The 23,759-nt window shown below is 64.1% G+C and carries 22 protein-coding genes; 8 read left to right on the top strand and 14 right to left on the bottom strand.

The window, feature by feature from the left end:
• Window positions 1-224 precede the first annotated feature (224 nt).
• On the top strand, window positions 225-1,376 hold the full coding sequence (hpnH, locus tag BN69_RS08555; RefSeq protein ID WP_014891189.1) for an adenosyl-hopene transferase HpnH: 1,152 nt from the start codon (window positions 225-227) through the stop codon (window positions 1,374-1,376).
• On the opposite strand, the gene BN69_RS08550 is transcribed toward hpnH, so the two are convergent.
• From BN69_RS08550 to BN69_RS08540, 3 genes are all read right to left on the bottom strand, one after another.
• Window positions 1,317-2,048, bottom strand: a complete 732-nt coding sequence (locus BN69_RS08550) for a phosphorylase family protein (protein WP_051013253.1) — start codon at window positions 2,046-2,048, stop codon at window positions 1,317-1,319. The genes hpnH and BN69_RS08550 overlap by 60 nt on opposite strands.
• Window positions 2,049-2,207: 159 nt before the next feature.
• Window positions 2,208-4,181 carry a squalene--hopene cyclase gene (shc, locus tag BN69_RS08545; RefSeq protein ID WP_014891187.1) on the bottom strand — a complete coding sequence of 658 codons (1,974 nt, stop codon included), beginning with the start codon at window positions 4,179-4,181 and terminating at the stop codon, window positions 2,208-2,210.
• 21 nt (window positions 4,182-4,202) lie between these two features.
• Window positions 4,203-4,493 carry a helix-turn-helix domain-containing protein gene (locus tag BN69_RS08540; protein ID WP_041926881.1) on the bottom strand — a complete coding sequence of 97 codons (291 nt, stop codon included), beginning with the start codon at window positions 4,491-4,493 and terminating at the stop codon, window positions 4,203-4,205.
• A 158-nt stretch (window positions 4,494-4,651) separates the two neighbouring features.
• On the opposite strand from BN69_RS08540, the gene BN69_RS08535 reads away from it, so the two are divergent.
• From BN69_RS08535 to BN69_RS08525, 3 genes are all read left to right on the top strand, one after another.
• Window positions 4,652-5,023 (top strand): Rieske (2Fe-2S) protein, encoded by a 372-nt coding sequence (locus BN69_RS08535; protein ID WP_014891185.1) that lies wholly within the window; start codon window positions 4,652-4,654, stop codon window positions 5,021-5,023.
• Window positions 5,024-5,033: 10 nt separating this feature from the next.
• On the top strand, window positions 5,034-5,786 hold the full coding sequence (locus tag BN69_RS08530; protein ID WP_014891184.1) for a hypothetical protein: 753 nt from the start codon (window positions 5,034-5,036) through the stop codon (window positions 5,784-5,786).
• 121 nt (window positions 5,787-5,907) lie between these two features.
• Window positions 5,908-6,549 (top strand): hypothetical protein, encoded by a 642-nt coding sequence (locus BN69_RS08525; RefSeq protein WP_014891183.1) that lies wholly within the window; start codon window positions 5,908-5,910, stop codon window positions 6,547-6,549.
• A 119-nt stretch (window positions 6,550-6,668) separates the two neighbouring features.
• Here the strand turns inward: BN69_RS08525 and BN69_RS08520 are convergent, their stop codons facing one another.
• From BN69_RS08520 to BN69_RS08505, 4 genes are all read right to left on the bottom strand, one after another.
• The gene (locus BN69_RS08520; RefSeq protein ID WP_014891182.1) at window positions 6,669-7,007 is read right to left on the bottom strand and encodes a Rieske (2Fe-2S) protein; all 339 of its coding nucleotides are present in this window, start codon (window positions 7,005-7,007) and stop codon (window positions 6,669-6,671) included.
• 503 nt (window positions 7,008-7,510) lie between these two features.
• Window positions 7,511-8,032 carry a xanthine phosphoribosyltransferase gene (gpt, locus tag BN69_RS08515; protein ID WP_014891181.1) on the bottom strand — a complete coding sequence of 174 codons (522 nt, stop codon included), beginning with the start codon at window positions 8,030-8,032 and terminating at the stop codon, window positions 7,511-7,513.
• A gap of 27 nt (window positions 8,033-8,059) precedes the next feature.
• Window positions 8,060-8,821: a competence/damage-inducible protein A gene (locus BN69_RS08510; RefSeq protein ID WP_014891180.1), complete on the bottom strand. Its 762-nt coding sequence runs from the start codon at window positions 8,819-8,821 to the stop codon at window positions 8,060-8,062.
• Between the two features lie 58 nt (window positions 8,822-8,879).
• The gene (locus BN69_RS08505) at window positions 8,880-9,968 is read right to left on the bottom strand and encodes an OpgC family protein (RefSeq protein ID WP_014891179.1); all 1,089 of its coding nucleotides are present in this window, start codon (window positions 9,966-9,968) and stop codon (window positions 8,880-8,882) included.
• A gap of 212 nt (window positions 9,969-10,180) precedes the next feature.
• Between BN69_RS08505 and map the strand changes: the two genes are divergently transcribed.
• The 4 genes from map (at window position 10,181) to BN69_RS08485 (ending at window position 14,291) form a co-directional block, all read left to right on the top strand.
• Window positions 10,181-11,017, top strand: a complete 837-nt coding sequence (gene map / locus BN69_RS08500) for a type I methionyl aminopeptidase (protein ID WP_014891178.1) — start codon at window positions 10,181-10,183, stop codon at window positions 11,015-11,017.
• Complete coding sequence (gene radC / locus BN69_RS08495; protein ID WP_014891177.1) at window positions 11,014-11,739, top strand: RadC family protein; 726 nt, start codon at window positions 11,014-11,016, stop codon at window positions 11,737-11,739. Before map ends, radC begins: the two co-directional genes overlap by 4 nt.
• Before the next feature lie 61 nt (window positions 11,740-11,800).
• Complete coding sequence (locus BN69_RS08490; RefSeq protein WP_014891176.1) at window positions 11,801-13,192, top strand: DHA2 family efflux MFS transporter permease subunit; 1,392 nt, start codon at window positions 11,801-11,803, stop codon at window positions 13,190-13,192.
• A gap of 76 nt (window positions 13,193-13,268) precedes the next feature.
• A complete protein-coding gene (locus BN69_RS08485; protein WP_014891175.1) occupies window positions 13,269-14,291 on the top strand; it encodes an adenosine deaminase in 1,023 nt (340 codons plus the stop codon).
• Between the two features lie 9 nt (window positions 14,292-14,300).
• Here BN69_RS08485 and BN69_RS08480 read toward each other — a convergent pair whose 3' ends face one another.
• The 7 genes from BN69_RS08480 to BN69_RS08450 all read right to left on the bottom strand — a co-directional run bounded on the left by BN69_RS08480 (window position 14,301) and on the right by BN69_RS08450 (window position 23,535).
• Window positions 14,301-14,999 (bottom strand): RlmE family RNA methyltransferase, encoded by a 699-nt coding sequence (locus tag BN69_RS08480; RefSeq protein WP_014891174.1) that lies wholly within the window; start codon window positions 14,997-14,999, stop codon window positions 14,301-14,303.
• Window positions 14,996-17,095, bottom strand: a complete 2,100-nt coding sequence (locus BN69_RS08475; protein ID WP_014891173.1) for an ABC transporter ATP-binding protein/permease — start codon at window positions 17,093-17,095, stop codon at window positions 14,996-14,998. Before BN69_RS08475 ends, BN69_RS08480 begins: the two co-directional genes overlap by 4 nt.
• 82 nt (window positions 17,096-17,177) lie before the next feature.
• Window positions 17,178-17,510: an integration host factor subunit alpha gene (locus BN69_RS08470; protein ID WP_041926880.1), complete on the bottom strand. Its 333-nt coding sequence runs from the start codon at window positions 17,508-17,510 to the stop codon at window positions 17,178-17,180.
• Between the two features lie 213 nt (window positions 17,511-17,723).
• Window positions 17,724-18,548 carry a carbon-nitrogen hydrolase family protein gene (locus tag BN69_RS08465; protein WP_014891171.1) on the bottom strand — a complete coding sequence of 275 codons (825 nt, stop codon included), beginning with the start codon at window positions 18,546-18,548 and terminating at the stop codon, window positions 17,724-17,726.
• Between the two features lie 112 nt (window positions 18,549-18,660).
• Window positions 18,661-19,302: a TetR/AcrR family transcriptional regulator gene (locus tag BN69_RS08460; RefSeq protein WP_014891170.1), complete on the bottom strand. Its 642-nt coding sequence runs from the start codon at window positions 19,300-19,302 to the stop codon at window positions 18,661-18,663.
• A complete protein-coding gene (locus BN69_RS08455) occupies window positions 19,299-22,427 on the bottom strand; it encodes an efflux RND transporter permease subunit (protein WP_014891169.1) in 3,129 nt (1,042 codons plus the stop codon). Before BN69_RS08455 ends, BN69_RS08460 begins: the two co-directional genes overlap by 4 nt.
• Before the next feature lie 10 nt (window positions 22,428-22,437).
• The gene (locus BN69_RS08450; protein WP_014891168.1) at window positions 22,438-23,535 is read right to left on the bottom strand and encodes an efflux RND transporter periplasmic adaptor subunit; all 1,098 of its coding nucleotides are present in this window, start codon (window positions 23,533-23,535) and stop codon (window positions 22,438-22,440) included.
• Between the last annotated feature and the right edge of the window lie 224 nt (window positions 23,536-23,759).

The raw sequence follows: 23,759 nt of genomic DNA, 5'->3' as shown, positions 1-23,759 counted from the left end.
GCGCTCCGGCGCAAGGGCGACCGCCGCTGCGGCGCAGCGCGTCGGCGGCGCTCCCGGCGGCAGCGCGCCGCGCATCGGAGCTTGGGGGCGGGCGGTCGCGGCGCTACGCTTCCCCTTCCAGAACGATTCGTGCTAGACGGCGAGATTACTGTCTGCGGCTGGGCCGTTCGGCCGCGACTCGCGCTGGCGGGCCTTGAACCCGTCAAGTCATCAAGGGGTCAGCCGTGGCCATTCCGTTCCGCTATATCGCTAAAATCGGCGTCTATCTGCTCAAGCAGCACCTCACGGGCGTGCGGCGCTATCCCCTCGTGCTCATGATGGAGCCGCTGTTCCGCTGCAATCTGGCCTGCGCCGGCTGCGGCAAGATCGACTATCCCGATCATATCCTCAACAAGCGGCTTTCGGTCGAGGACGCGCTGCGCTCGGTGGACGAATGTGGCGCGCCGGTGGTGGTGGTCGCCGGCGGCGAGCCGCTTCTGCACAAGGACCTCCCTCAGATCGTCGAAGGCGTCGTCGCGCGGCGTAAATTCGCGATCGTCTGCACTAATGCTCTGCTGCTCGCCAAGAAGATCGACCTCTTCAAGCCGAGCCCCTATTTCACCTGGTCGATCCATCTCGATGGCGACAAGGAAATGCATGACCGCGCGGTCTGCCAGGACGGGGTCTATGAGCGCGCCGTCGCGGCGATCAAACTCGCCAAGTCGAAGGGCTTCCGCGTCACCACCAACAGCACCTTCTTTTCCGACGCGGATCCCGAGCGCGTCGCGAAATTCCTCGACGCGACCACGGCGCTCGGCGTCGACGGGATGACGCTGTCGCCGGGTTACGCTTATGAGCGGGCGCCGGATCAGACTCACTTCCTCAACCGCACGCGGACCAAGGAATTGTTCCGCGCCATTCTGCGTCGCGGCCGCGGTGGGAAGGCCTGGGACCTCACCCAGTCGACGCTGTTCATGAATTTTTTGGCCGGCAATGTGAGCTATCGCTGCACCCCCTGGGGGATGCCGCTGCGCACGGTGTTCGGCTGGCAGCGACCCTGCTATCTGCTCGGCGAAGGCTATGTGCCGACCTTCAAGCAGCTGATGGAGGAGACCGACTGGGACGCCTACGGCGTCGGCAATTACGAGAAATGCGCCGACTGCATGGTGCACTCCGGTTTTGAGGCGACCGCCGTCGCCGATTCGGTCCGCCGGCCCTGGCGGGCGGCCGCGGTCGCGCTCTTTGGGGTGCGCACCGAGGGGCCGATGGCGCCTGACGTCTCGCTGGAGAATCAGCGCCCGGCCGAATATGTCTATGACGAAAACATCGCCAAGCTGTCAGAGATCCGCGAGCACGAGGCGCAGCAACGGGCCGAGCAGCGGTCCACAGCGGCCTAGCGAAACGAAGGCGGCGCGGGAATCGAGGCCCGCCCGGATCATGCCGCCAAGTTGATGCGGCCCGCGGATCAGCTCGCGGGCGACGCCGAGGGCGTGAATGTCGCCTTCGGGCGTCAGCGCTTTGGCGACGAGCGGCGGCAGCGCGCGCGCCGCCGGATCGCTGATCGCGCGCAGCGCGACGAAAGGAATGTCGCGCCGCCGCGCGAATTCTTCGGCAAGATGCGATTCCATGTCGACCGCGACCGCTTGCGCGCCTTCGCGCAGCGCCGCCTTGACGGCTGGATGCATCGCCGGCTGGTCGACGCCGATGATGGCCCCCGGCGCAACCTTGCAGCCGGCGGCCGCGGCGCCTTTCATCAGCACTGACGAGAGCCGCGGATGGGTGTCGCGCCGCGCGTCGCCCCCGACGATGGCGTCGGCCACGACGACATGGCCGGGCCGCAGCGCGTAATCCAATCCGCCAGCGAGTCCGAAGCTGACGACGGCGGAAAAATCAGTTTCGCCAAGCGCGTCGAGCGCTTGCCGCAGGCGCGCGACATTCGCGCCGCTGCACAGCGTCGTGACGCCTTCGCCGGCGGCGCAGACGGCCTCGCGCTTCATGCCGACGATGACGAGAATCGGCGCGAGGGCGCTCAGTTCTGCGGTTCTTCTGCGGCCAGCAGCGCGCGCCATTGCTCCTCCGGCCAACTGCCATATCACCTTATCAAAAAAAGCGCTTCTAGAGCGCCTCCCGATCACATGGAATCATGTGATCGATAAGGAATCGCTCAAAATCAAAACGTTGGAGCAGGTTCTCCTCGAAAAAGTCTGTCAACTTTTCCGGAACCTGCTCTAAAGCCCGACCTGGACGCGTTTGCTGTTGGCGCGCCGCAAATTGCGATAGCGCGCCAGCGCCCAGAGCGGGAAGAATTTTCCATAGCCATGATAGCGCAGATAGAAGACGCGCGGAAAACCCGTCGCGGTGAAACGCGCCTCATTCCATAGGCCGGCGTCGTTCTGCGTCGATTGCAGATAGGCGATCCCGCGCGCGACCGCCGGATGGTCGACGTCGCCCGCCGCCATCAGCGCGAGCAGCGCCCACGCCGTTTGCGAGGCGGTCGAGGGCGCCTTTTCGTAGCCCTTGTAATCGAGCTTGTAGCTTGAGAGGTCTTCGCCCCAGCCGCCGTCCCCATTCTGAATGGCGACGAACCAAGCGACGGCGCGACGATAGGCGTCATGCGCGTGCGGCAGGCCGACGGCGTTGAGCGCGCACAGCGTCGACCACGTCCCGTAGATGTAATTCGCGCCCCAGCGGCCGAACCAGCTGCCGTCCTTTTCCTGTTCCTTGAGCAGATAGTCGACGCCGCGCTTGAGACATTCGCTCGAGTCGATCGTATCGCCGAGCTGCGCCAGCATGGACACGCAGCGCGCGGACACGTCCGCCGTCGGCGGATCAAGCAGCGCGCCGTGATCGGCGAAGGGGATGTGATTCAAATAGTGGCATGTGTTGTCGGCGTCGAAGGCGCCCCAGCCGCCGTTCTTCGACTGCATGCCGACGATCCATTCCTTGGCGCGGGCGATGCGTTCGTCATAGGGACGGGACGCGTCGTTCGCCGTGAGGCGATCCATCGCCGTCACGACGACGGCCGTGTCGTCGACGTCCGGATAATAGGCGTTGGCGTATTGGAAGGCCCAGCCGCCGGGCCGAACGTTTGGCCGCTGCGCCGCCCAGTCGCCTTTGACGTCGAGCACCTGCAAAGGCGCGAGCCATTCGCAGGCCTGGCGCGCCTGTTCGCGCGCGTCTTCGTCGCCGGTCTCAAGAAGGGTGTGCGCCGTCAGACAAGTGTCCCACACCGGCGAGACGCAGGGCTGGCAATAGACTTCCGTATCGGTCACGACGAGCAGCCGCTCGATCGCCTCGCGCGCCTGTTTCTTGCGCGCGTCGGCGTCCGGAACGCCGAGCACGTCATACATCAGCAGGCTGTTGACCATGGACGGAAAGATGCCGCCCAGTCCGTCGACGCCATTGAGACGCTCGGTCGTCCATTCCATGGCAAGTTCGATCGAGCGCTCGCGCGGGCCGCTGGGCATGTGCGGCTCAATCAAGCGCAGAAGCTTGTCGATGCGCCCGAAAATATTCGCCCAGGGCCAGGTCTGGTGTTCGCCCTTGGGCCACACCTTCACCTCGTCCGGCGGCGTCGTGAAGAGTTCGCCGATGTGAATGTTCCTCGGGTTCTTGGCCCGGGGCTTTTTCGTCATCAGCACCAGCATCGGCACGAGAACGGTGCGGCCCCAATAGGAAATCTTATCGAGGTGGAAGGGAAACCATTTCGGCAGCAGCATGATTTCGACCGGCATCACCGGCACGCCGCGCCAGGGGATCTCGCCGTAAAGCGCCAGCAGCGCGCGCGTAAACACATTGCTCCTGGCCGCGCCGCCATAGGCGAGGATCGCCGCGCGCGCGCGCGCCATATGCGGCGCGTCGACGTCGTCGCCGATCATTTTGAGCGCGAAATACGCTTTCACGCTCGAGCTGATGTGGAAAGGCCCGTCTTGATAAAGCGGCCAGCCGCCGTGATCGCCCTGACAGCGGCGCAGATAGACCGCGATCTTGCGCTCGAGTTCGGCGTCGACCGGCTCGCCGCGGAAATGGCGCATCAGCACATATTCAGCCGAGAGGCTGGTGTCGGCTTCGAGCTCGAAGCAGAAATGTCCCTCGCCTTTGCCGAGCGACAGAAGCGCGCGCTTGGCGTTCTGAATGCTCGTTTCCAGCGCCTCGCCGGAAACGGCGGTGAAATTAGCGTCGATGCGCGCGGCGGCGTTCATTGCAATCCTTTGTATGTGCGGTCACGCGATGCTGAGCGTCGCGGACTTCGCCGACTCATGATGCGGCTTGACGACGATCTCGACGTCCTGCCCCAGGGCGACGAGAAATCGCATGAGCCGCTCCAGCGAAAACTGCCGGAAATCGCCGTGCAGCAGCTTCGACACGTCCGGCTGTTTGACGCCGAAGAGTTGTGCGGCCTGCACCTGCTTCAACCCGCGCTCCTTGAGCAGCGCTTCGATCTTGCGAACGAGCTGCGCCTTGAGGAGGTGGTCGTCGAGTGGCGCCTTGGCGGCGGGCGAGTCTTCGGTCATCTCGGCTTGGGGGATTGGACGCCAGTTCGCGCCCATGCGCATGGGTTATAGTGAATTGCCTATATGGTCAAGTCGCGTGTGGCTCATCGATTGCTACAGGAGAGGATGAGGGCGCCTGGCGCCGGCGTGGCGCGCGACTTTGTCCGAAAGGTGAGCCGATGGACGAACTCTATGTGATTTGTCGGACAGACGAGATCGAGGACGCGGAGGCGACGGGCTTCGTCCTGATGCGCGCCGAGGCGAGCGGCGACGCCGCCCCCTATCCGATCCTGATCACGCGCAAGGGAAATAACTTCTATGGCTTCGAGAACGCCTGCCCGCATGAAGGCGAGCGGCTCGACGTCACTCCCGGCCAGTTCATGGACGAGGAAGGCAATTTCCTCGAATGCGGCAGGCATCATGCGCAGTTCGACATCGACACCGGCCACTGCTTCATCGGCCCCTGTCAGGGCCAACGGCTGACGCCGATCAAACTCGTCGTCGACGAAGGCGACGTCTGCCTCACCGGCGTGCTGCTCGCCGAAGAATGAAAGGCGCTCTATGACCGATATGGCGGAACTGCAAAAGCGTAAGCAACCGCTCAATCTCGCGATCGTGCACGTCGATCCTGACGCTTTCATCGCGAATTATGTGCCCTGGCTCGAGATCACCAGTTTCATCACGGCGCTGCGCGCGGGCGACGTCGAGGTCCCCGCCGACGGCGCGACGCCGAAGCTGACGCCGCAGCAGATCAAAGGCGCGGCGGCGGTCAATTACGGGGGCGACGCGCTCTTCGCCTTTTGCATGGCCGCGGCGCTGAAAGGCGACAAGGCGGCGGTCGAAAAGGTCGACGCGGCCCTCACCGAGCAACTCGGCCAGGAATATCCGGGTTCGACGGCGCTGTGGAGTTTCCGCTCGCCCATCGCCTCGCCGATGAGCCTTGAAGATCATGTCGGGCAGGCCGCGCAAAAAATGCTTGCCGGCGACATCCCGCCGCCGCCCATGCGCGCGCGCGAGAACTGGAACGCCGGCCTGCGCTTCTTCGAAAAGGCGCGCAAATCGAATTTCGTCAACGAAATTGTCTATCCGCTGGCGCTGTGGACGCGCGCCAAATGGACGGAAACGCTGGAGAAGGGCGTCGCCTTCATGGCGCATATCGAGGATAGCGTGCCCCAGTTGCAGGAATGCCTCGCCGAAACGCGCAACGATCAGGCCTTCATCGCCAATATGCTGCTGAAGATGGCCCCCGCGATCGAGACCGATCTCACCGACGAGATGCAGGGGTTCCTGCGTTCGTTGTCGCGGCGGGTGTAGGCGGCGCCGGCGCGCCGCGACGACACGCCACTGTAAAAAACTGCTGATGTTTTCGTCGGGCGCAACGGAGTCTTAACCATCGGCCGCTGATGGTCTTTCGAACGGAGCTAGAGGAGTGAGCATGGCTACGAAAACGGATGGCGAACGCGCACTGGCCGACCTCGAGGCCGGTAAGTTTTCTTTCCCGATGGTCGACGCCATCAGGGATCACGTGAATCATCTCGACGCGGAGCTGGAACGCGCCAGGACCGAGCTGCAGCGCGTCAATTCGCTGCATGAGGGAACCATGAACCAGCTCAGGCAGCAGGAGTATACGATCCTGCGGCTCGAAGGCGAGCTGCGCAAGCTGAACGCGAGGCTTTACGCCCTGCTGAAGGCCAATGTTCTGACGGAGATGGCCCTGCGCGAGACGACGCGCGGCGCGGTGAAATTCATCGAACTTCTCCCCGTCGCGCGCAAGCATGCCGAGGAAAGTTCAAAGGCGGCGCTGGCCTATCTCTCGACGATCGATCTTCAAGCCAAGGTCGAGGCGGTGAAGGCGCATCCGCTGACCGAGAAGACGCTCGCCTGGCTGGCGAATCTTGACCTGCGCGCCGAGTGGACGAAGCTGAAGACGCATCCGCTGACGACAAAGGCTGTCGGCGAGCTGCGGCCGGCGCTTCTCAAGGCGAAGGACTATTTGCCGATCGTGCAGAAGCGGATCAACGCGCTCGTTGAAAAAGCGTCGGCTTATATCGCCGAGCTGCAAAAGAAGGCTGCGTAAATCCCACGACGGCAGGGCGCAAAGCTGCGCCCGCTCGCTGGCCGCGGATATGATCTCGATGCGCTCCTGTAGCAATCGACACAGAAGCGCCATCGAGAGCTTGTGCGTGCAAGTTAAGTTTACGCCGGCGTGCGCGCCGGCTTGACCGGTCCGACATCGACCTGAATCTCGTCGCCCTCCACGCGAAGCGCATAGGGGTGGAGCGCATTGCGGACGAGATGCGTCACGCATTTGCCGCTCGTGCTGTCGAACCCCCATTGGTGGTGCGGACAGGTGACGGTCCGCCCGTTGAAGGTCGCCTCGCTCAACGGCATGTCCGCATGCGGACAGCGCCCGCGATAGGCCTTGAGTTCGCCGCCGGTCGGCCAGACCAGAAGCACGCTCTTTTTGCCGGCATGAAAGAGGCCCATGCCGCCTTCGCTCACGGCCCCGGTGTTACAGATCGCGGTGAACGCCATCGTGATCGCCTTCAAGAAACAACATTCACAGGCAATAGCAAGTTGCAGACCAGCGACGCCCCGCGACTGCAGGGACGCGCGCGGCGAAAGACAAACGGTTGCCTAAGCATTTTATGGTGCGGGCGGCCGGAATCGAACCGGCACAGGCCTTGCGGCCCTACGGATTTTCGTACCGACTACGGCTTTCGCCGCCTTGCCTTGCGCGTCCGCGCGATCAGGCAAGTTTGTGGTCTGGACTATCCCTTCACCGTGGCGTTCGCCGGTGAAGGCGTCCGCTTTAGGTGCTGCCCGTCTAGTCTCTACACCTTCCCGCCGAATGTTCCTTCGGACGGGCTTGGCTCGGGATCGCCACTTGCGAGGTTTCCCCGACTTTGAGCAGTTCTACTTCTCCGGTTTCCCGAAGAGCACTCAATTTGGCGCGCTTAAGTCCGTTGCGTCTACCAGTTTCGCCACGCCCGCGGATCGCTCGTTATAGGGGCGCCGACCCGACGTCGCCAAGCGGATTATAAGCGCCGTCGTCGCCGGCGCTCGGACTTGGCGTCCGGCGCGCCGATCGGCGCCTGAAACGACAGGCCCGTGTCCCAGGGGAAGAAGATCCAGGTGTCCTGCGAGACCTCGGTGACGAAAGTGTCGACCATCGGCAGGCCCTGCGGCTTGGCGTAGACGGTGGCGAAATGCGCATTCGCCAGCATGTCGCGCACGGCCTTCGCCGTGGCGCCGGTGTCGACGAGATCGTCGATGATGAGCACTTCGGAGCTTGGCCGCGCGAGAATCGTGTCGGTCAGAGGCTTGAGCACCTGGATCTCGCCGCGCTCCGTTTCCTCGTGATAGCTCGCGACGCAGACCGTTTCGATGACCCTTATGCCGAGTTCGCGCGCCACGATCGCCGCCGGCACCAGACCGCCGCGCGTCACCGCCACAATCGCCGAGAATCCGCCGATGGACGCGAGACGCCAGGCGAGCGCGCGCGCGTCGCGGTGAAAAATGTCCCAGGAGACCGGAAAGATCTTGTCGGACCCGTACATCAGCTTCAAACCTCCGGGGTCACGCCGTCAGCGCGCGTTTTCCTTCGACAGGGACGCGAGCATCGCGCGCGTCGCGGACGTCGCGCGCGCCAAGAGCGCCGCGTCGCGACTGCGCAGCACAATCTGATTCCTGAATCCGGCGCTCGTAAAGGACGGATAGGAGCCGACGCTCACGCCGTCATGGCTGCGCGCGATCGCTTCCAATCCCGCGGCGTAGGCGCCTTCCGGGACGCCGTAAGCTTCGACCGTCTCGACGAGCACCGGCGGGCCGGCCGCGAGCCGCGGGCCGACCACGTCCATCATATTCTGCATGATCGTCGGCACGCCGGCCATGACGATGACATTGCCGATCCAGAATCCCGGCGCCTTGGAAATAGCGTTGTAAATCAGCTCCGCGCCCTTTGGAATGCGCGCCATCCGCCGGCGCGCCGGATTCAGCTCCGCCTCGGAGAAGCGTTCCCGAAGGAGCGCTATGGCGCGCGGATCCTCGCCGATCTCGACGTCAAAGGCGCGGGCGACCGCATCGGCGGTGATGTCGTCATGGGTCGGCCCGATGCCGCCGGTCGTGAAGACATAGGTGTAGCTGGCGCGCAGCGCATTCAGCGCCTCGACGATCGCGTCCGTCTCGTCGGGCACGATTCGCGCCTCGCGAAGATCGACGCCGATCTGCGCCAGATACTTCGCGATATAGCTCGTGTTCACGTCCTGCGTGCGGCCGGACAAGATTTCATCGCCGATCACGAGAACCGCCGCGCTTGCCGGCCTGTCGCCCGCCGTTTCTTGCGCCATTACCGGCCTCCCTGTCGCCGATTATGACCATGGCGGCCGTGAACGCCAGCCCTGGCGCTCATTCCGCAGCGGCGGGCGCGACCAGGGTAAATTGCTCGACGGCGGCGGCGATGCGGCGCAGCAGACCCAGGCAGGCGACAATGAAGATGACGTCGAGGGCGGGCGAAGCGAGGCTCGCCTCCTGTAAAATCTGCCCGAGCGCGCTCAGCAGGCTGACGCTTGAATAGGTCGAGAGGCCGTTGCGGCCGAGCAGCGTGAAGAATGCGAAAAGCCGCGTTTGGCTCAGCGCCGCGGTGATCCTCGAGAAGTGAAGCACATAGGCGAGGGCCACGAAATCGATGATGCGGACGACGCCAAGATCGGTCTTGTCCCAGTCGAGATAGCGCCCTGCCGCGTCGACTAGCCCGGGCGCCAGGCCGAACGCATTGGAGACGATGAGCGTCGAAACGATGGTGAAGGCCAAAGCGAGTCGATGGGCGATGGCGTGATAAGGCACCCCGCGCATCTTGAGCGCGCCGCCGCAGTAGATCCCCAAGGCGAACATAAATTGCCAGGCGAACGGATTGAAATACCAGTAGCCGGGCTCGGGCCAGGTGGGAACATTGAACCCCAGCAAGCGCGCGGCGGCATAAACCGCGGCCGAGGCCGCAAGCATGCATAAACCGCCGCGCGAAGCGCATGCGAAGAGCGCCGGCGCAAGCGCGATCAGCACGACATAGAGCGGTAAAATGTTGAAGTAAGCGACTTGGTGACTGAGCGCGAGAATGCCGACGACGCCTCGCGCCGGGTCGGCGAAAGGCGCGGCGCGGCTGTTCTCGGAGCCGAGGAAATCCCAGGGCGTGAAATAGCTCGCGGCGCCGTAAAGCGCCAACGCCGCCGCGGTCAGACCAAGATGGGCGCCGTAAAGGCGCAAAGCGCGGCCGTAGAGCGAAGCCGCGGCCTCTAAGACATTGCGCCTGAATTTTTCGCCATAGGCCAGCGTGATCGAAAGGCCCGAAAGAAAAACAAAGCCTTCGGCTGCATCAGAAAAGCCGAAATTGCGCGGCGTGATGGCGCCAAGCACGTTGCCTGGAATGTGGTTGATGAGAATGATGGCGAGCGCAACGCCGCGCCAAAAATCTATCCCCTCGACTCGCTTTCGCTGCACCCGCTTTCCACGCCCTTTTGTCTCTGCGCCCGTGGCGCGGTAGCAAGCCGCATGCCCTCTTGGTATTGAATCGCGGCTGTCCCGCCAAGACCGCGCTGCGCGCTTTCCGGCGGAATCACGGGCGGCGTCCCGCGGCAGCCTTGCGTTGCCGGCTCAAACCATTACCTTGTCGAGCATACCCTTCGCCCAGGAAAGCCGAGCCGCCACATTACATGACCTTTATCGAATCTCATCTCGCGCCCGCCGCGCGCAAAAGCGGACAGATCAAGCTGCATGGTCCTAAGGATTTCGAGGGCATGCGCGCCGCGGGCAGGCTGACGGCGCAGGCGCTGGACATGCTGGTCGAACAGGTCAAGCCGGGCGTGACGACGCAGGCGCTCGACGATCTGGTTTTCGACTTCGCCATGGCGCATGGCGCCTATCCCGCGCCGCTCGACTATCGGGGCTATCGAAAATCCATCTGCACCTCCATCAATCATGTCGTCTGCCATGGCGTGCCGGACAATAAGCCGCTGCGCGAAGGCGACATCGTCAATATCGACGTGACCTTCATCCTCGACGGCTGGCACGGCGACGCCAGCCGCATGTTCGCCGTCGGCGAAATTCCACGACGGGCGCAACGACTGATCGACGTGACCTATGAGGCGCTTGAGCGGGGCGTCGCCGCCGTCAAGCCTGGCGCGACGACGGGCGACATCGGCGCGGCGATTCAGCACTATGCCGAAAGCGAGCGCTGTTCGGTCGTGCGCGATTTTTGCGGCCACGGGCTCGGGCGCGTCTTCCACGACGAGCCGAATATTCTGCACTATGGCGTCAAGGGCGAGGGCGTCGAGCTGCGGCCGGGCATGTTCTTCACCATTGAGCCGATGATCAATCTCGGCCGGTCGCAGGTGAAAATATTGTCGGACGGCTGGACGGCCGTCACCCGCGACCGGTCTCTTTCCGCGCAGTTCGAACATTCGGTCGCCGTCACCGAGACGGGCGTGGAAGTCTTCACCAAGTCGCCGGCGGGGCTCGACAATCCCTCTGCCGCGCGCGCCGACGCATGAAGAAGGCGGCTGACGCCGCATCCAGCGAGGGCTCAGGCCTGAGCGATTCCGCGCCCCACTACCACGGTCACCGGCAGCGTTTGCGCGATCGATTCATGGATGCAGGCGAAGCGGCGCTCGCCGATTACGAAATGCTGGAGCTGCTGTTGTTTCGCGCGATCGCGCGCCGCGACGTGAAGCCGCTGGCCAAGGCGCTGATCGCCCGCTTTGGCTCCTTCGCCGAGACGGTCGCGGCGCGGCCGGAGAGGCTTCGTGAAGTCGAGGGCCTCAGCGAAGCGGCGATCGTCGAAATCAAGCTTGTGGAAGCCGCTGCGAAACGCCTGGCGCGCGGCGCCTTGCAGAAACGTCCCGTGCTTTCCTCCTTCATGGAGGTGCTCGACTATTGCCGGACGGCGATGGCTTTCGCCGAGCGCGAGGAGTTTCGCATCCTGTTCCTCGACAAGCGCAACGCGCTGATCGCCGACGAGGTGCAGGGGGTCGGCACCATCGACCATACGCCGGTCTATCCGCGCGAAATCGTCAGACGCGCGCTGGAGCTTGGCGCGAGCGCGCTGATCCTGGCGCATAATCATCCCTCCGGAGATCCGACGCCATCGTCCGCTGACATACGTATGACAAAGGACATCGCCGCCATCGCGCAACCGTTCGGCATTACGGTTCACGATCACCTCATCGTCGGCCGTCATGGCCACGCCAGCTTCCGAGGGTTGAAGCTCATTTGACGCGAAGTCCGTCCACAGGCGTCAGGCTTGACGCGACACTTTCAAAAGCGGGCTGAGCGCATTGTCCTATTTCGTCACGCCGCTCATCATCGCCACCGCGCTCTTCATGGAGCAGCTCGACGGCACCGTTCTCGCGACGGCGCTGCCGGCGATGGCGGCCGATCTTCACGAAGATCCGGTCGCGCTGAAACTGGCGCTGACGTCCTATCTTCTCTCGCTCGCGGTCTTCATTCCGCTCTCGGGCTGGGCCGCGGATCGCTTCGGCGCACGGCGCGTCTTTCGCGCGGCGATCATCGTCTTCACCTTCGGCTCCATTCTCTGCGGCCTGTCCAATTCGCTCGGCGCGATCGTGGCTTTCCGGATCGTGCAGGGCCTCGGCGGCGCGATGATGACGCCGGTCGGACGCCTCGTGCTGCTGCGCACCGCGCCGCGCCACGAACTTGTGCGCGCCATGGCCTATCTCACCATTCCGGCGCTCATCGGCCCGATGATCGGCCCGCCGATCGGCGGCTTCATCGCCACCTATTTTCATTGGCGCTATATTTTCTGGATCAATGTGCCGATCGGCGCGCTCGGCGTCATGCTGGTCACGCGCTTCATTCCGAATATGCGCGAGGAATGGACGCCGCCGCTCGACATCGCCGGCGCGATCCTCTCAGGCGTCGGCCTCTCATGCCTCGTCTTTGGCTTCACGATCGCGGGGCGCGGCTTCGCGCCGGCGCCGGTGGTGGTTTTGATCGTCGCGCTCGGGGCAGGGGCGCTATTCGCTTATGTGCGCCACGCCAAACGCACGCCTTATCCGATCGTCGATCTCGATCTCCTGCAGATCCCGACGTTCCGCGCGGCGGTTTTTGGCGGCTTTCTGTTTCGCATCGGACTCGGCGCCACGCCTTTCCTGCTGCCGCTGCTGCTGCAAGCGGGCTTCGGACTCTCCGCTTATGACGCGGGACTTCTGACCTTCGTTTCAGCGGCGGGCGCGATGGCGATGAAGACCACCGCCCAGCCGATCCTGCGGATGTTCGGCTTTCGGCGCGTGCTGATCGTCAATGCGCTCATCTGCGCCGGCTTTCTCGCGCTCTGCGCCACTTTTTCGGTGACGACGCCGCATATGCTTATCATGGGCGCGCTGCTTGTCGGCGGCTTCTTCCGCTCGCTGGAGTTCACCGCGCTCAACGCCATCGCCTACGCCGACGTCGATCAGGATGCGATGAGCCGCGCCACGAGCTTCGCCTCCGTCGCCCAGCAATTGTCGCTGTCGACGGGCGTCGCCATCGGCGCCGCGGCGTTGGAGGCGGCGCGCGCGCTGCGCGGCGGCGGCGCGCTGGAGGCGGCGGATTTTACGCCGGCGTTTCTTGTCGTGGCGGCGATTTCGATGACCGCCGTCACGCAATTCCTGCCGCTCGCGCCGAACGCGGGCGACGACCTGACCGGGCGGCGTAGAAAACGCGCATAATCCCGCCGGCGATCACGGGCTGAGAGGTCTTGTCGACAGGGATTGCGCGCGCCAGATCGACTGAAACGAGCACGTTGTGTCGAACGCAGCCCAAGACTTCGTCACCGGGCTCCCGAAGGCGGAGCTTCACCTTCACATCGAGGGAACGCTTGAGCCCGAGATGGCCTTCGCGCTCGCCGAACGCAATGGCGTCAAGCTGCCGTATGCGTCCGTCGATGCGATGCGCCGCTTATACGATTTTCAAAACCTCGAGGACTTTCTCGAGCTCTATTATCAGGCGACGCAGGCGCTTTTGACCGAGCGAGACTTCTACGATCTGGCGCGGGCCTATCTCGACCGCGCCCGCGAGGAAAGCATCCGCCACGCTGAAATCTTTTTCGATCCGCAGGCGCATATGCGACGCGGCGTTCCCTTCGGTCCGGTCGTTGAGGGATTGAGCGCGGCGCTGAACGACGCTGCGCGCGAGGGCGGGCCGACGGCGCAGCTCATCATGTGCTTTTTGCGCGATCTCGATGCGGCGGACGCTTTCGCCACACTCGAAGCGGCGCGCCCCTGGCTCGATCGCATTACCGGAATCGGACTGGATTCCGCAGAAGCCGGTAATCCGCCGGGCAAGTTCACTGAAGTCTATGAGCGCGCCCGTTCGCTCGGTCTGCGCGCCGTGACGCATGCGGGCGAAGAGGGACCCGCCGCCTATGTCGCCGAAGCGCTGGACCGCTTGAAGGTCGAGCGCATCGACCACGGCGTGCACGCGATCGACGACGCCGCCCTGGTTCAGCGGCTCGCGCGCGAGGGGGTTCCGCTGACGGTCTGTCCGCTGTCGAATATACGCCTCTGCGTCTATCCCGACATGCGTGCGCATCCGATTCAGCGGCTCTTCGAGGCAGGCGTCGTCGTGACCGTCAATTCCGACGATCCGGCCTATTTCGGCGGCTATGTGAACGAGAATTACCGCGCGATTCAGCAGACTTTCGCGTTGGGAGCGGCCGAGCTGATGCAATTGGCGAAAAAAAGTTTCTCCGCCTCATTTCTTTCTGACGATGAAAAGAAAGAGAGGATCGCCGAGGTCGACGCCTATGCGCAAGCGCATGGCGGCTAACCGCGCAGCCTAGTCGTCCCGCCGCCCCCGAAATCCTGTCGCCAGCACATAGAGCTCGGCCGAACCCGCGCGGCTCGCCGCCGGCTTGACGTGGCGCACGGTCGAAAAATCGCGCTTGAGCCGCGTGAGCAGCTGGCCCTCGGTTCCGCCTTGCAGCACCTTGGCGATGAAGAAGCCGCCTTCCGCCAGCACGTCGCAAGCGAAATCGGCGGCAAGCTCGGCCAGAGCGACGATGCGCAGATGATCGGTCGCCTTATGGCCGGTGGCGTTCGCGGCCATGTCCGATATGACGCCGTCGGCGGCGCCTCCGAGCATGTTCTTGATGAACTCGGGCGCGTCGGGATCGTTGAAGTCCTTCACCGCGAATTCGACGCCGTCGACCGCCTCCATGTCGAGAAGATCGACCGCGACGACCTTGCCCTTCCCCTCTTTCGCCTTCACATGCGCCGCGGCGACCTGTGACCAGCCGCCGGGAGCGGCGCCAAGATCGACGATGCGGTCGCCCGGCTTAAAGAGATGATAGCGATCATCCATCTCGATGAGCTTATAGGCGGCGCGCGAGCGGTAGCCCTCGCGCTTGGCGCGCGCCACATAGGGATCATTGAGCTGACGCTCCAGCCAGAGCGTCGAGGAGAGCGACCGCTTGCGGGCCGTCTTGACCCGCGTCTTGAGCGATCGTCCGCCTTCGCGCCCGGACTCTTTCGTCACGCAAGCACCTTGTCGCGCGGGCTGAAGACGCCGCCGGCCGACGGCTCCATGACGATGTATCGATCGTGGAAGGCGTGCAGCGTCGACCGGTGGCCGATGGAGACGATCGTCGCGCCCGGCAGCCGCTCGCGCAGCATGGCGTAGATGTCTTCTTCGAGCTGCTCGTCCAGCGCCGACGTCGCTTCGTCGAGGAAAAGCCAGTCCGGCTTGGCGAGAAGCGCGCGGGCGATCGCGACGCGCTGCTGCTCGCCGCCCGAAAGCCGCTGACCCCAGTTGTTTTCCTCGTCGAGGCGCTCCACGAACGGCGCAAGCCGCGCGGCGCGCAGCGCCTCCTGCACTTCAGCCTGCGAATAGTCGTCGACGTGGCCCGGATAGACGATCGCTTCGGCCAGCGCGCCCATCGGGATGTAGGGCCGCTGCGGCGCCAGCATCACCTTCGCGCCGCGCGGAGTCAGCACCTCGCCCGAAGCGTAAGGCCAGATGCCGGCGATGGCGCGAAACAGCGTCGACTTGCCGGAGCCCGACGGGCCGGTGAGCAGCGCCGACTGGCCGGCGGCGAGCGTCAGATCGTCGACTGTCACGATTTCGCGTCCGTCCGGCAAAGCCAGCGTCAGCCCGCGCAGGCGCATGTCGGCGCCGTCGGTCGGCGCGATGATCTGCGTCGCGGACGTCTGCGCGCGGGCCGTATCGATCGCGTGGTCGAAGGACGTCAGGCGGTCGAGCACGGACTTAAAATTGGCGAGAGAGGTGTAATAGTTGATGAAGAAGGTCAGCGCGCTCTCCACCCGCCCGAAAGCGCTCGCCGTCTGCGTCATGACGCCGAGCGTAATGCGCCCGGCGAAATAGAAGGGCGCCGTGATCACGTAAGGGATGATCGGCGAAAGCTGTCCGTAGGTGGAGGTGAACGCCATCAGCTGCTTGCGCTTCTGCACGATCGCCAGATAGTTGACGATAATGCCGGCGAAGCGCCGCAGCAGCGAGCCGCGCTCGGCGGGCTCGCCGCCGAGCAGCGCGATCTGCTCGCTGTATTCGCGCATGCGGGCCAGCGAAAAGCGGAAATCGGCCTCGCGTCTCTGCCGATCGAAGTAGAGCCCGGTGAGAGTGCGGCCGATAAGATGCGTCACCAGCGTTCCCACCGCCGCATAGATCAGCACCGCCCAGAACAGGAAGCCGGGCACATAGATCTCCGTTCCTGGCAGCGGATAATTGCCGGAAAGATCCCAGAGCACATAGGCGAAGGAAACGAGCGAACTCAAGGTGGCGATCAGCAGGATCGAATAGGAGTAGACGCCATAGCCTTCCTCCCCGCCGCTGATGAAGCGATTCACGTCTTCGGCGATGCGCTGGTCCGGATTGTCGGCGCCGCTCCCGGCGAGCGCCATCCCATAATGCGTGTGCGCGCCGAGCCAGCGCTCGATATAATGTTCCGTCAGCCATCGACGCCAGCGGATGATCAGCATCGACTGCAGAACGAATTCGATGATCACGGAGGCGACGTAAACGAAAGCCCATGGCGTGAACACGAAGAGGAGCTGCCGCCAGAACTCCGGAGCGTTCTTTTCTTGAATGGCGTTGTACCAGTCGCGATTGAAGAAGGACAGGCGCACGGTGATGCCGACCTGTCCTTGATTGAGGAGCACCAGCACCACCACCATGGCGATGGCGATGGCGCTCTCGCGCGCCGCAAAGGGCCGGAATGGCCAGACGCGCCCTTCGCCACGATCGCGTGAACTGAAATAAAGATCGGCGATGCGCGTCATCTCCCTCACGACCGGAATGTGCGAGATGGCGTAAACGATGATCGAGAACACCGCCACGGTGAGCGGCATGGTTTCGGGCGGCGCATAATCCTTCATCGACTCCGGCCACAGGCCTTCCGCCTGGGCGAGGGCGACGAGTCCGAAGACGATCGTCTCCGTCGAAAAAATGAAGGCGAAGATTTTCAGGAAGCTCGACATGTCGGCCGCGCGCCATGTGGTATAGGCGCAGAGCGCCGCCGCCGCGACGAGGACGAATAGGCTGGAGTCGCCTTTGTGGGCGCCGACCAGCGCGGTAAGCGCCGCGAAGACCGCGACCGCCACGCTTAATTTCCGCATCTTTCACCTTGGATGTGAGAAGCCGCTCGGCTCGCCGCGACCGCATCGCCGACGATTGCCGTCTAGCCCCATGATAGAGGAGTCAGTCCTCTTCAGGAATGACCGCGTCGCCATTGACATGCGCGACAAGCACGGGCGAGGCCTTGAAGGTCAGCACACGGCGCGACGTTATCGTGGCCTCGACGCCAGTTTTGGGATTGCGGCCAATGCGCTCACGCTTGGCGCGCACGTTGAAAGTCCCGAAAGAACGCAGTTTTACGGATTCGCCGCGGAGCAAGGCTTCGCTGATCTCGTCAAAAGTCGCGTCCAAGATTTTGCGGGCTTCAGCGCGGGACAGCGACGGGCAACAGCCATAGACGGCCTCTCGCAGCGCCGCCCGCGTCAAGGTGCTGCCTGGAGCGGGTCTCCTTACCATGCGAAGAGAGCGCCCAATGATCGTTCTGTCGGGACTGGGCTGAACACAACTCCCCCTCGAAGCTTCTGGCAATCGCAACATGGCAATAAAATGGGCGCTGACCCCATGGCCTCATAGTACGCATAAACGACCGATTTGCAAGGGCGATCACGTGTTCGGCGTCCCGATGAAACGACCCCGGAGCGGACCGGCGGGCGGGCGATGGCGGCGCCTTCAAACCGCGAGTCTCACCTTGTGCTGCGCCACGGGGATCATGGCGCGAATTTTACGAATGCGGTCGACGTCCACATAGGACGATACGAGCCCCGGCCCTTCGGAGGCCTTCGCGACGACTTGGCCCCAAGGATCGGCGATCAGAGAATTGCCATATGTGAAGCGCGTCTCGTGCCCGGCCTTATGCGCGCCCGTTTGCGCCGGCGCGCAGAGATAGGCCTGCATCTCTATCGCGCGCGCGCGGCACAGCACTTCCCAATGATCCTTGCCGGTGACCAGCGTGAACGCCGCCGGCAGCGCGACGATATCCGCGCCCTTATCCGCGAGCGCCTGGAAGAGATATGAAAAGCGCAGGTCATAACAGATCGCGCAGCCGACGGTGACGCCCTCGCAGTCATAGGTGACGACGGAGTCGCCCGGCTTGAACGCGGCGCTCTCATGATATTTCGCCCCGTCGGGCGCCGTGATGTCGAACATGTGGATCTTGCGGTATCGCGCCACCTCCTTGCCCTCGCGGTTGAAGGCGACGCTGGTGTTGTGCAACCGCTCCTCGCCGGGCGCTTTTTCAAGAATCGATCCGGCGTGGATGAAGACCTTGTGCTCGCGCGCGAGCGCCTGGCACATTTGATAGGCGGGACCGCCAGGCAGCTCCTCGGCGGCGGCCATCTTCTCGGCGCGCGAACCGCCGATGAAATCGAAGACCTCAGGCAGACAAATCCAGTCCGGACGCTCCTGAACAACGGCGCGCTCGATCAAAGCGCGGGCGTTGGCGAGGTTCAAGGCCTTGTCGCCAACGGAATTCATCTGAACCAGAGTAACCTTCATCGACCGTCCGATTGTTTCGCCGTTGCTCCCGCGACTCACAGTCGTATCCAAACGAATAGCGCCGCCCGCTCATTATACGTCGCCGGCGCCGAAGGTATAGGTCGAATCGCGTTCAGCGCGACAACGTCGCCGATCGGTTGAGATCGCGAAAGCCGGCGCGCAACGCTGCGATGCAAAATTCGACCATTTGCGCGCTCGTCGGCGTCGGGCGATCGGCGCATTCCACCATCAGCCGCGGATGGCAGTAGCGAATACAGGCGGCGTGCACCAGCCGCGCCGCGAGCTGCGCATCGCCGTCAGCGAATTCGCCGCTCTCCATGCCGGCGCGAATGACGTCCTCGAGCACGGCGTCGATTCGGTCGATGTGATCCGCGATGATCGGCCAATTCTCATCCAGCGCCGCTTCCACCATGTCGTGGAGCTTGCGGTCGGCGACGTAGCGCTCGGCGTTCATCGCCTCATTGGACAGGATGAGCGCGCGCAGCCGCTGCTCCGCCGAACCAGGCCCATGCGCGATGCTCTGCGCCGACTGTTCGACTTCGTTCATCAGATGGCGGGCGACGGCGGCGTTGATTTCCGATTTGGCGCCAAAGAAGCGATAGACGTTGGCCGGCGACATCCGCAATTCGCGGGCGATGTCGGCGACCGTGGTCTTTTGGAAGCCGATCTCGCGGAAGAGCCGTTCTGCGGTGGCGATGATTCTCGCGCGCTGCTCGGTCTCGCGCGCGTTCTGCGTGCTGGCCTCAACGCTCATTCGGCCGCTCCCCTCGCAAGCCCGTCGGCCAGAGTCCGGGCCCGCGCGCCCTTGGCTTCGGCCAATCCCTCGCCAAGATGACGGCGGAACCATGTCGCGTAAAGCGCCGGCAGGAACAGAACGGTGAGAAAAGTGGCGACAAACAGCCCGCCCATGATGGTCAGCGCCATCGGCCCCCAGAAGGCGGAGCCCGACAAGGGAATCATGGCGAGAATCGCCGCGAGCGCCGTCAGCGCGACGGGACGCACCCGCCGAATCGTCGCGCCGATGATCGCCTCACGGTATTTCTCGCCGCGCTCGAGGTCTTGCCGCACCTGATCGACGAGAATGATCGAATTGCGCATGTCCATGCCCGAAAGCGCGATGAGGCCAAGCAGCGCCACGAAGCCGAATGGCGCGTGAGCGACATTGAGCGCGAGCGACGCGCCGATGACGCCGAGCGGCGCGCTCATCATCACGAGCGCGACGCGCGTGAAGTTCTGCAGCTGGAACATCACGATGGTCAGCATGACGAGGCCGACGAGCGGGAACACCGCAAAGATCGAGGCGTTGCCTTTTTTGGATTCCTCGATCGCGCCGCCCATCTCGATGCGATAGCCCGGCGGAAGACGCTCGCGAATCTGGGCAAGCTGCGGCCAGATGCGCATCGTGGCATCCGGCGCCTGCACGCCGTCCTTGACGCCGGAGCGCACCGTGATGCTCATGTCGCGATTGCGCCGCCAAAAGATCGGCTCTTCGTGGTCGTAGACGATCTTCGCGACCTGCGAGACCGTCACCGCCTTGCCGTCGCGCGCATAGATCACCATGTCGCCGATCCTCGAGAGATCGCCGCGCTCCTGGGGAATGGCGCGCGCGACCACTTCCACCTGATCGATCCCGTCGCGCAACGTCGCGATCGTCACGCCGGAAATCGCCAGACGCAGCCTGTTCGACACATCCTGCGGCGTCAGCCCGAGGAGCCGCGCGCGATCCTGATCGATGACGAGGCGCACGCGCGGCGTCTGCTCGTTCCAGTTGAGATGCGGATCGTCGACGCCCTCGTCGCCGCGCATCACGTCGCGCACCTGATAGGCGATGGCGCGGACGGTCGCCGGATCGGAGCCGACCACGCGAAACTGCACGGGAAACCCCACCGGCGGTCCGTAATAGAAGCGATCGACGCGCGCGCGCGCCTGCGGCAAAGCGCCGTTGGCGATGGCGGTCTCCAGCTTCTTCTTCAAGCGCTCGCGCGCCGCGATGTCCTTGGCGACGATGACGATCTCGGAATAGGCTTCGTTCGGGAGCTGCGGATTGAGGCCGAGCCAGAACCGCGGCGGCCCCTGTCCGACATAGCTCGTGTAGAGGGCGGCGTCCGGATCGTCCTTGAGGAGCGCCTCGGCCTGTTTCGCGGCCTCGAGCGAAGCGCCGATCGACGAACCTTCCGGAAGACGCAGCTGGAGGAAGAGCTCCATGCGCTCCGCATAGGGGAAGAATTGCTTGGGAACGACGAAGAAGCCGAAGACCGCGAGCGCGAAAACGCCGATCACGCCTGCGATCACAACGCCGCGATAGTCGACCGCCCAGGTGACGACGGCGCGGAGCCAGCGATAAAACGGCGTCCGATAGATCTCGTCTGGATCGTGATGCGGATGCAGCTTGGCGAAATCGGGAAGAAGCTTCACGCCGAGATAGGGCGTGAACATCACCGCGACGAACCATGACGCGATCAGCGCAACGAGCAACACCCAGAACATCGAACCCGTATATTCGCCGACGGCGGAGTTAGCGAAGCCGACGGGCAGGAAACCCGCGGCGGTGACAAGCGTTCCGGTGAGCATCGGAAAGGCCGTCGAGTCCCAGGCGAAGGTCGCGGCTTTGATCCGATTGAAGCCCTGCTCCATCTTCACCATCATCATCTCGACGGCGATGATCGCGTCATCGACGAGAAGGCCGAGCGCAATGATCAACGCGCCAAGCGAGATGCGCTGGAGGTCGATGCCGAGCGGCCCCATGAAGATGAAAACGATGGCGAGCACCAAAGGCACGGAGAGCGCGACGACGATGCCGGTCCGAAAGCCGAGCGAGACAAAACTCACGCCGAGCACGATCACCAGAGCCTCGAGGAAGGAGCGGGTGAATTCGCCGATCGCTTCGTCGACGACCTTCGGCTGATCGGCGATCTGATCGATATCGACGCCGACCGGCGTCTTGCCGCGGATCTCCTCGACCGCCGCGCCGACGTTCTCGCCAAATCTGAGGACGTTGGCGCCCTTTCCCATGACGACGCCGACGACGATCGCCGGCCGGCCTTTAAAGCGTGCGAGAAAACTCGGCGGGTCTTCGAAGCCGGCGTAGACATTGGCGATGTCGCCGAGACGGACGACCTTGCCGTTCGCTTCGATCGGAATCGCGGCGATCGCGTCGGCGCCCTTAAGATCGCTCGTCACCTGAACCCGCACGCGGTTCGACGACGTCTCGAAAACGCCGGCGTCATTGATGGCGTTCTGCTTGGCGAGCGAATCGAAGACCGCCTGAGGCTGGATCGCCAGGCTCGCGAGCTTCGCCTCGCTGAATTCGACGAAGATGCGGCGTCCCTGGTCGCCATAGACGTCGACTTTGATCACATCCTGCACCGCGAGCAGCCGTTGGCGCAGCGTCTGGACCACCTTGTCGAGGACGTCATAGTCGGCGCCGTCGCCCGTCACCGCATACATCACGGTATCGACGTCGCCATATTCGTCATTCACTTGCGGGCCGCGCACGCCGGCGGGAAGCGTCGGCGCGATGTCGTCGAGTTTTTTGCGCAACTGATAGAAGAGCTGCGGCACGTCCTTTGGCGGAGTCGTGTCCTTGAAGGTCACCTGCATCGCCAGAAAGCCCGGCTTGGTGTAGCTATCGATCTTGTCGAGGAAGGGCAGCTCCTGAAGCTTCTTCTCCATCAGATCGGCGACCTGGTCGCGTATCTCGGTGGCCGTCGCGCCTGGCCAGGAGGCCGTGACGACGGCGACCTTGATGGTGAATGACGGATCCTCGGCGCGTCCCAGCCGCATGTAGGAATAGACGCCGGTCAGACTGATCGCGATCATCAGAAACAGCATCAGCGTCGGCCGTTGAACGGCCCAGCGCGAAAGGTTTACGCCTGCCATGGCCGGACCCTCAAAGCGATTGCCGCGAGATCGCGCGGACTTTTGTGTTGGGATCGAGCTTGTGGACGCCGAGGACGACGATGTTGTCGCCGTCCTTGACGCCGCCGGCGACAAGCGCGGCGTCGGCCTCCAAGCGCACCAATGTCACCGGAACCAGCTGCAGATTCCCTTCGCCGTCAACCTTCCAAAGCGAGGGTCCAGCGCCCTGATTGTAGATCGCCGAGAGCGGCACGCTGACGACGGGCTGCGCGTCCGGAGCGGAAATGTGCAGCGTGGCGCTCATTCCCAGCGCGATGGCGGCGTCCGGATTAAGGATAGAGAAGCGCGCCGCGAAGGTGCGCGTGACCGGATCGGCGGCGGGGCTCAGTTCGCGCAGCTTGGCGCGATAGACCACGCCGGGCTTCGACCAGAGCGTCAGGGTCGCCTGGCCCTTTCCGGCCGCCGCGGCGAAGGCCTCCGGCAGCGCGACGGCGGCTTCCAATTCGCCGGCATGGGCGATGCGCACGGCCGGCTGCCCCGCCGCCACCACTTGCCCCGGGTCGACCAGCGTTTGCGTGACGACGCCGTCCGCCCCGGCGCGCAGCGTGGCGTAGTCCAGCGCGTTGCGGGCGAGTTCGACCGCGCGTTCGGCCCGGCGGAACCGGCCGCGCGCCTCCTCGCCGCCGGCGCGCGCGCGATCGAGCGCCGCCTGCGCGGTCCAGCCCTTGGCGCGCAGTTCGGCGGCGCGCCTTTCGTCGGCGACGGCCTGAGTTTGCGCCACCCGCGCCGCAGCGAATTCGGCGTCCGACTGCTCTTTCTGTAGTCGCAGATCCTGCTCGTCGAGCGCCGCGATCGGGTCGCCGGCCTTCACCCGCTGACCGACTTCGACAAAGCGCTTGACCACCTTTCCGGCGATGCGAAAACCTTGGTCGGACTCGACCCTGGGGCGAATGGTGGCGACGAATTCGCGCGCCTGCGATTGCGCGGCGTAGCGCGCCGGCGCGACCAGCACCGGCCGCTCGCCCGGATCGCTTTCGTGGGCGGCCCGCTCGCCCTTGCCGTCACAGGCGGCCAGCGCCGCGGTCAGAACTGCGGCGAGCGCATAAAGACTCGAGCGATAGTTGAGCATTGAACCCGTCCCGTGACGCCAGAGCCGCGTTGAGTTCCATCTGACGATTTTCGATAATCGTCAGTCATCAGCAATTGGTCAAGCCGGAAACACAAATTTTGTTGGAGCGAAATCTTGTTCCTGGCGCCGGCTGAGCCGACTTGCCCGCGTCGGAACGCGCCCCGGCGCAGCCGGACGCCTTGTCGCAAGGAAATGATTCTTCTATACGCGGCCTGCTCTTGCGG

Origin of the sequence: Methylocystis sp. SC2 (assembly GCF_000304315.1) — a bacterium.
GTDB lineage: Bacteria > Pseudomonadota > Alphaproteobacteria > Rhizobiales > Beijerinckiaceae > Methylocystis.
The sequence above is the reverse complement of the archived record's forward strand: the minus strand, read 5'-3'. Positions and strand labels throughout refer to the sequence as shown.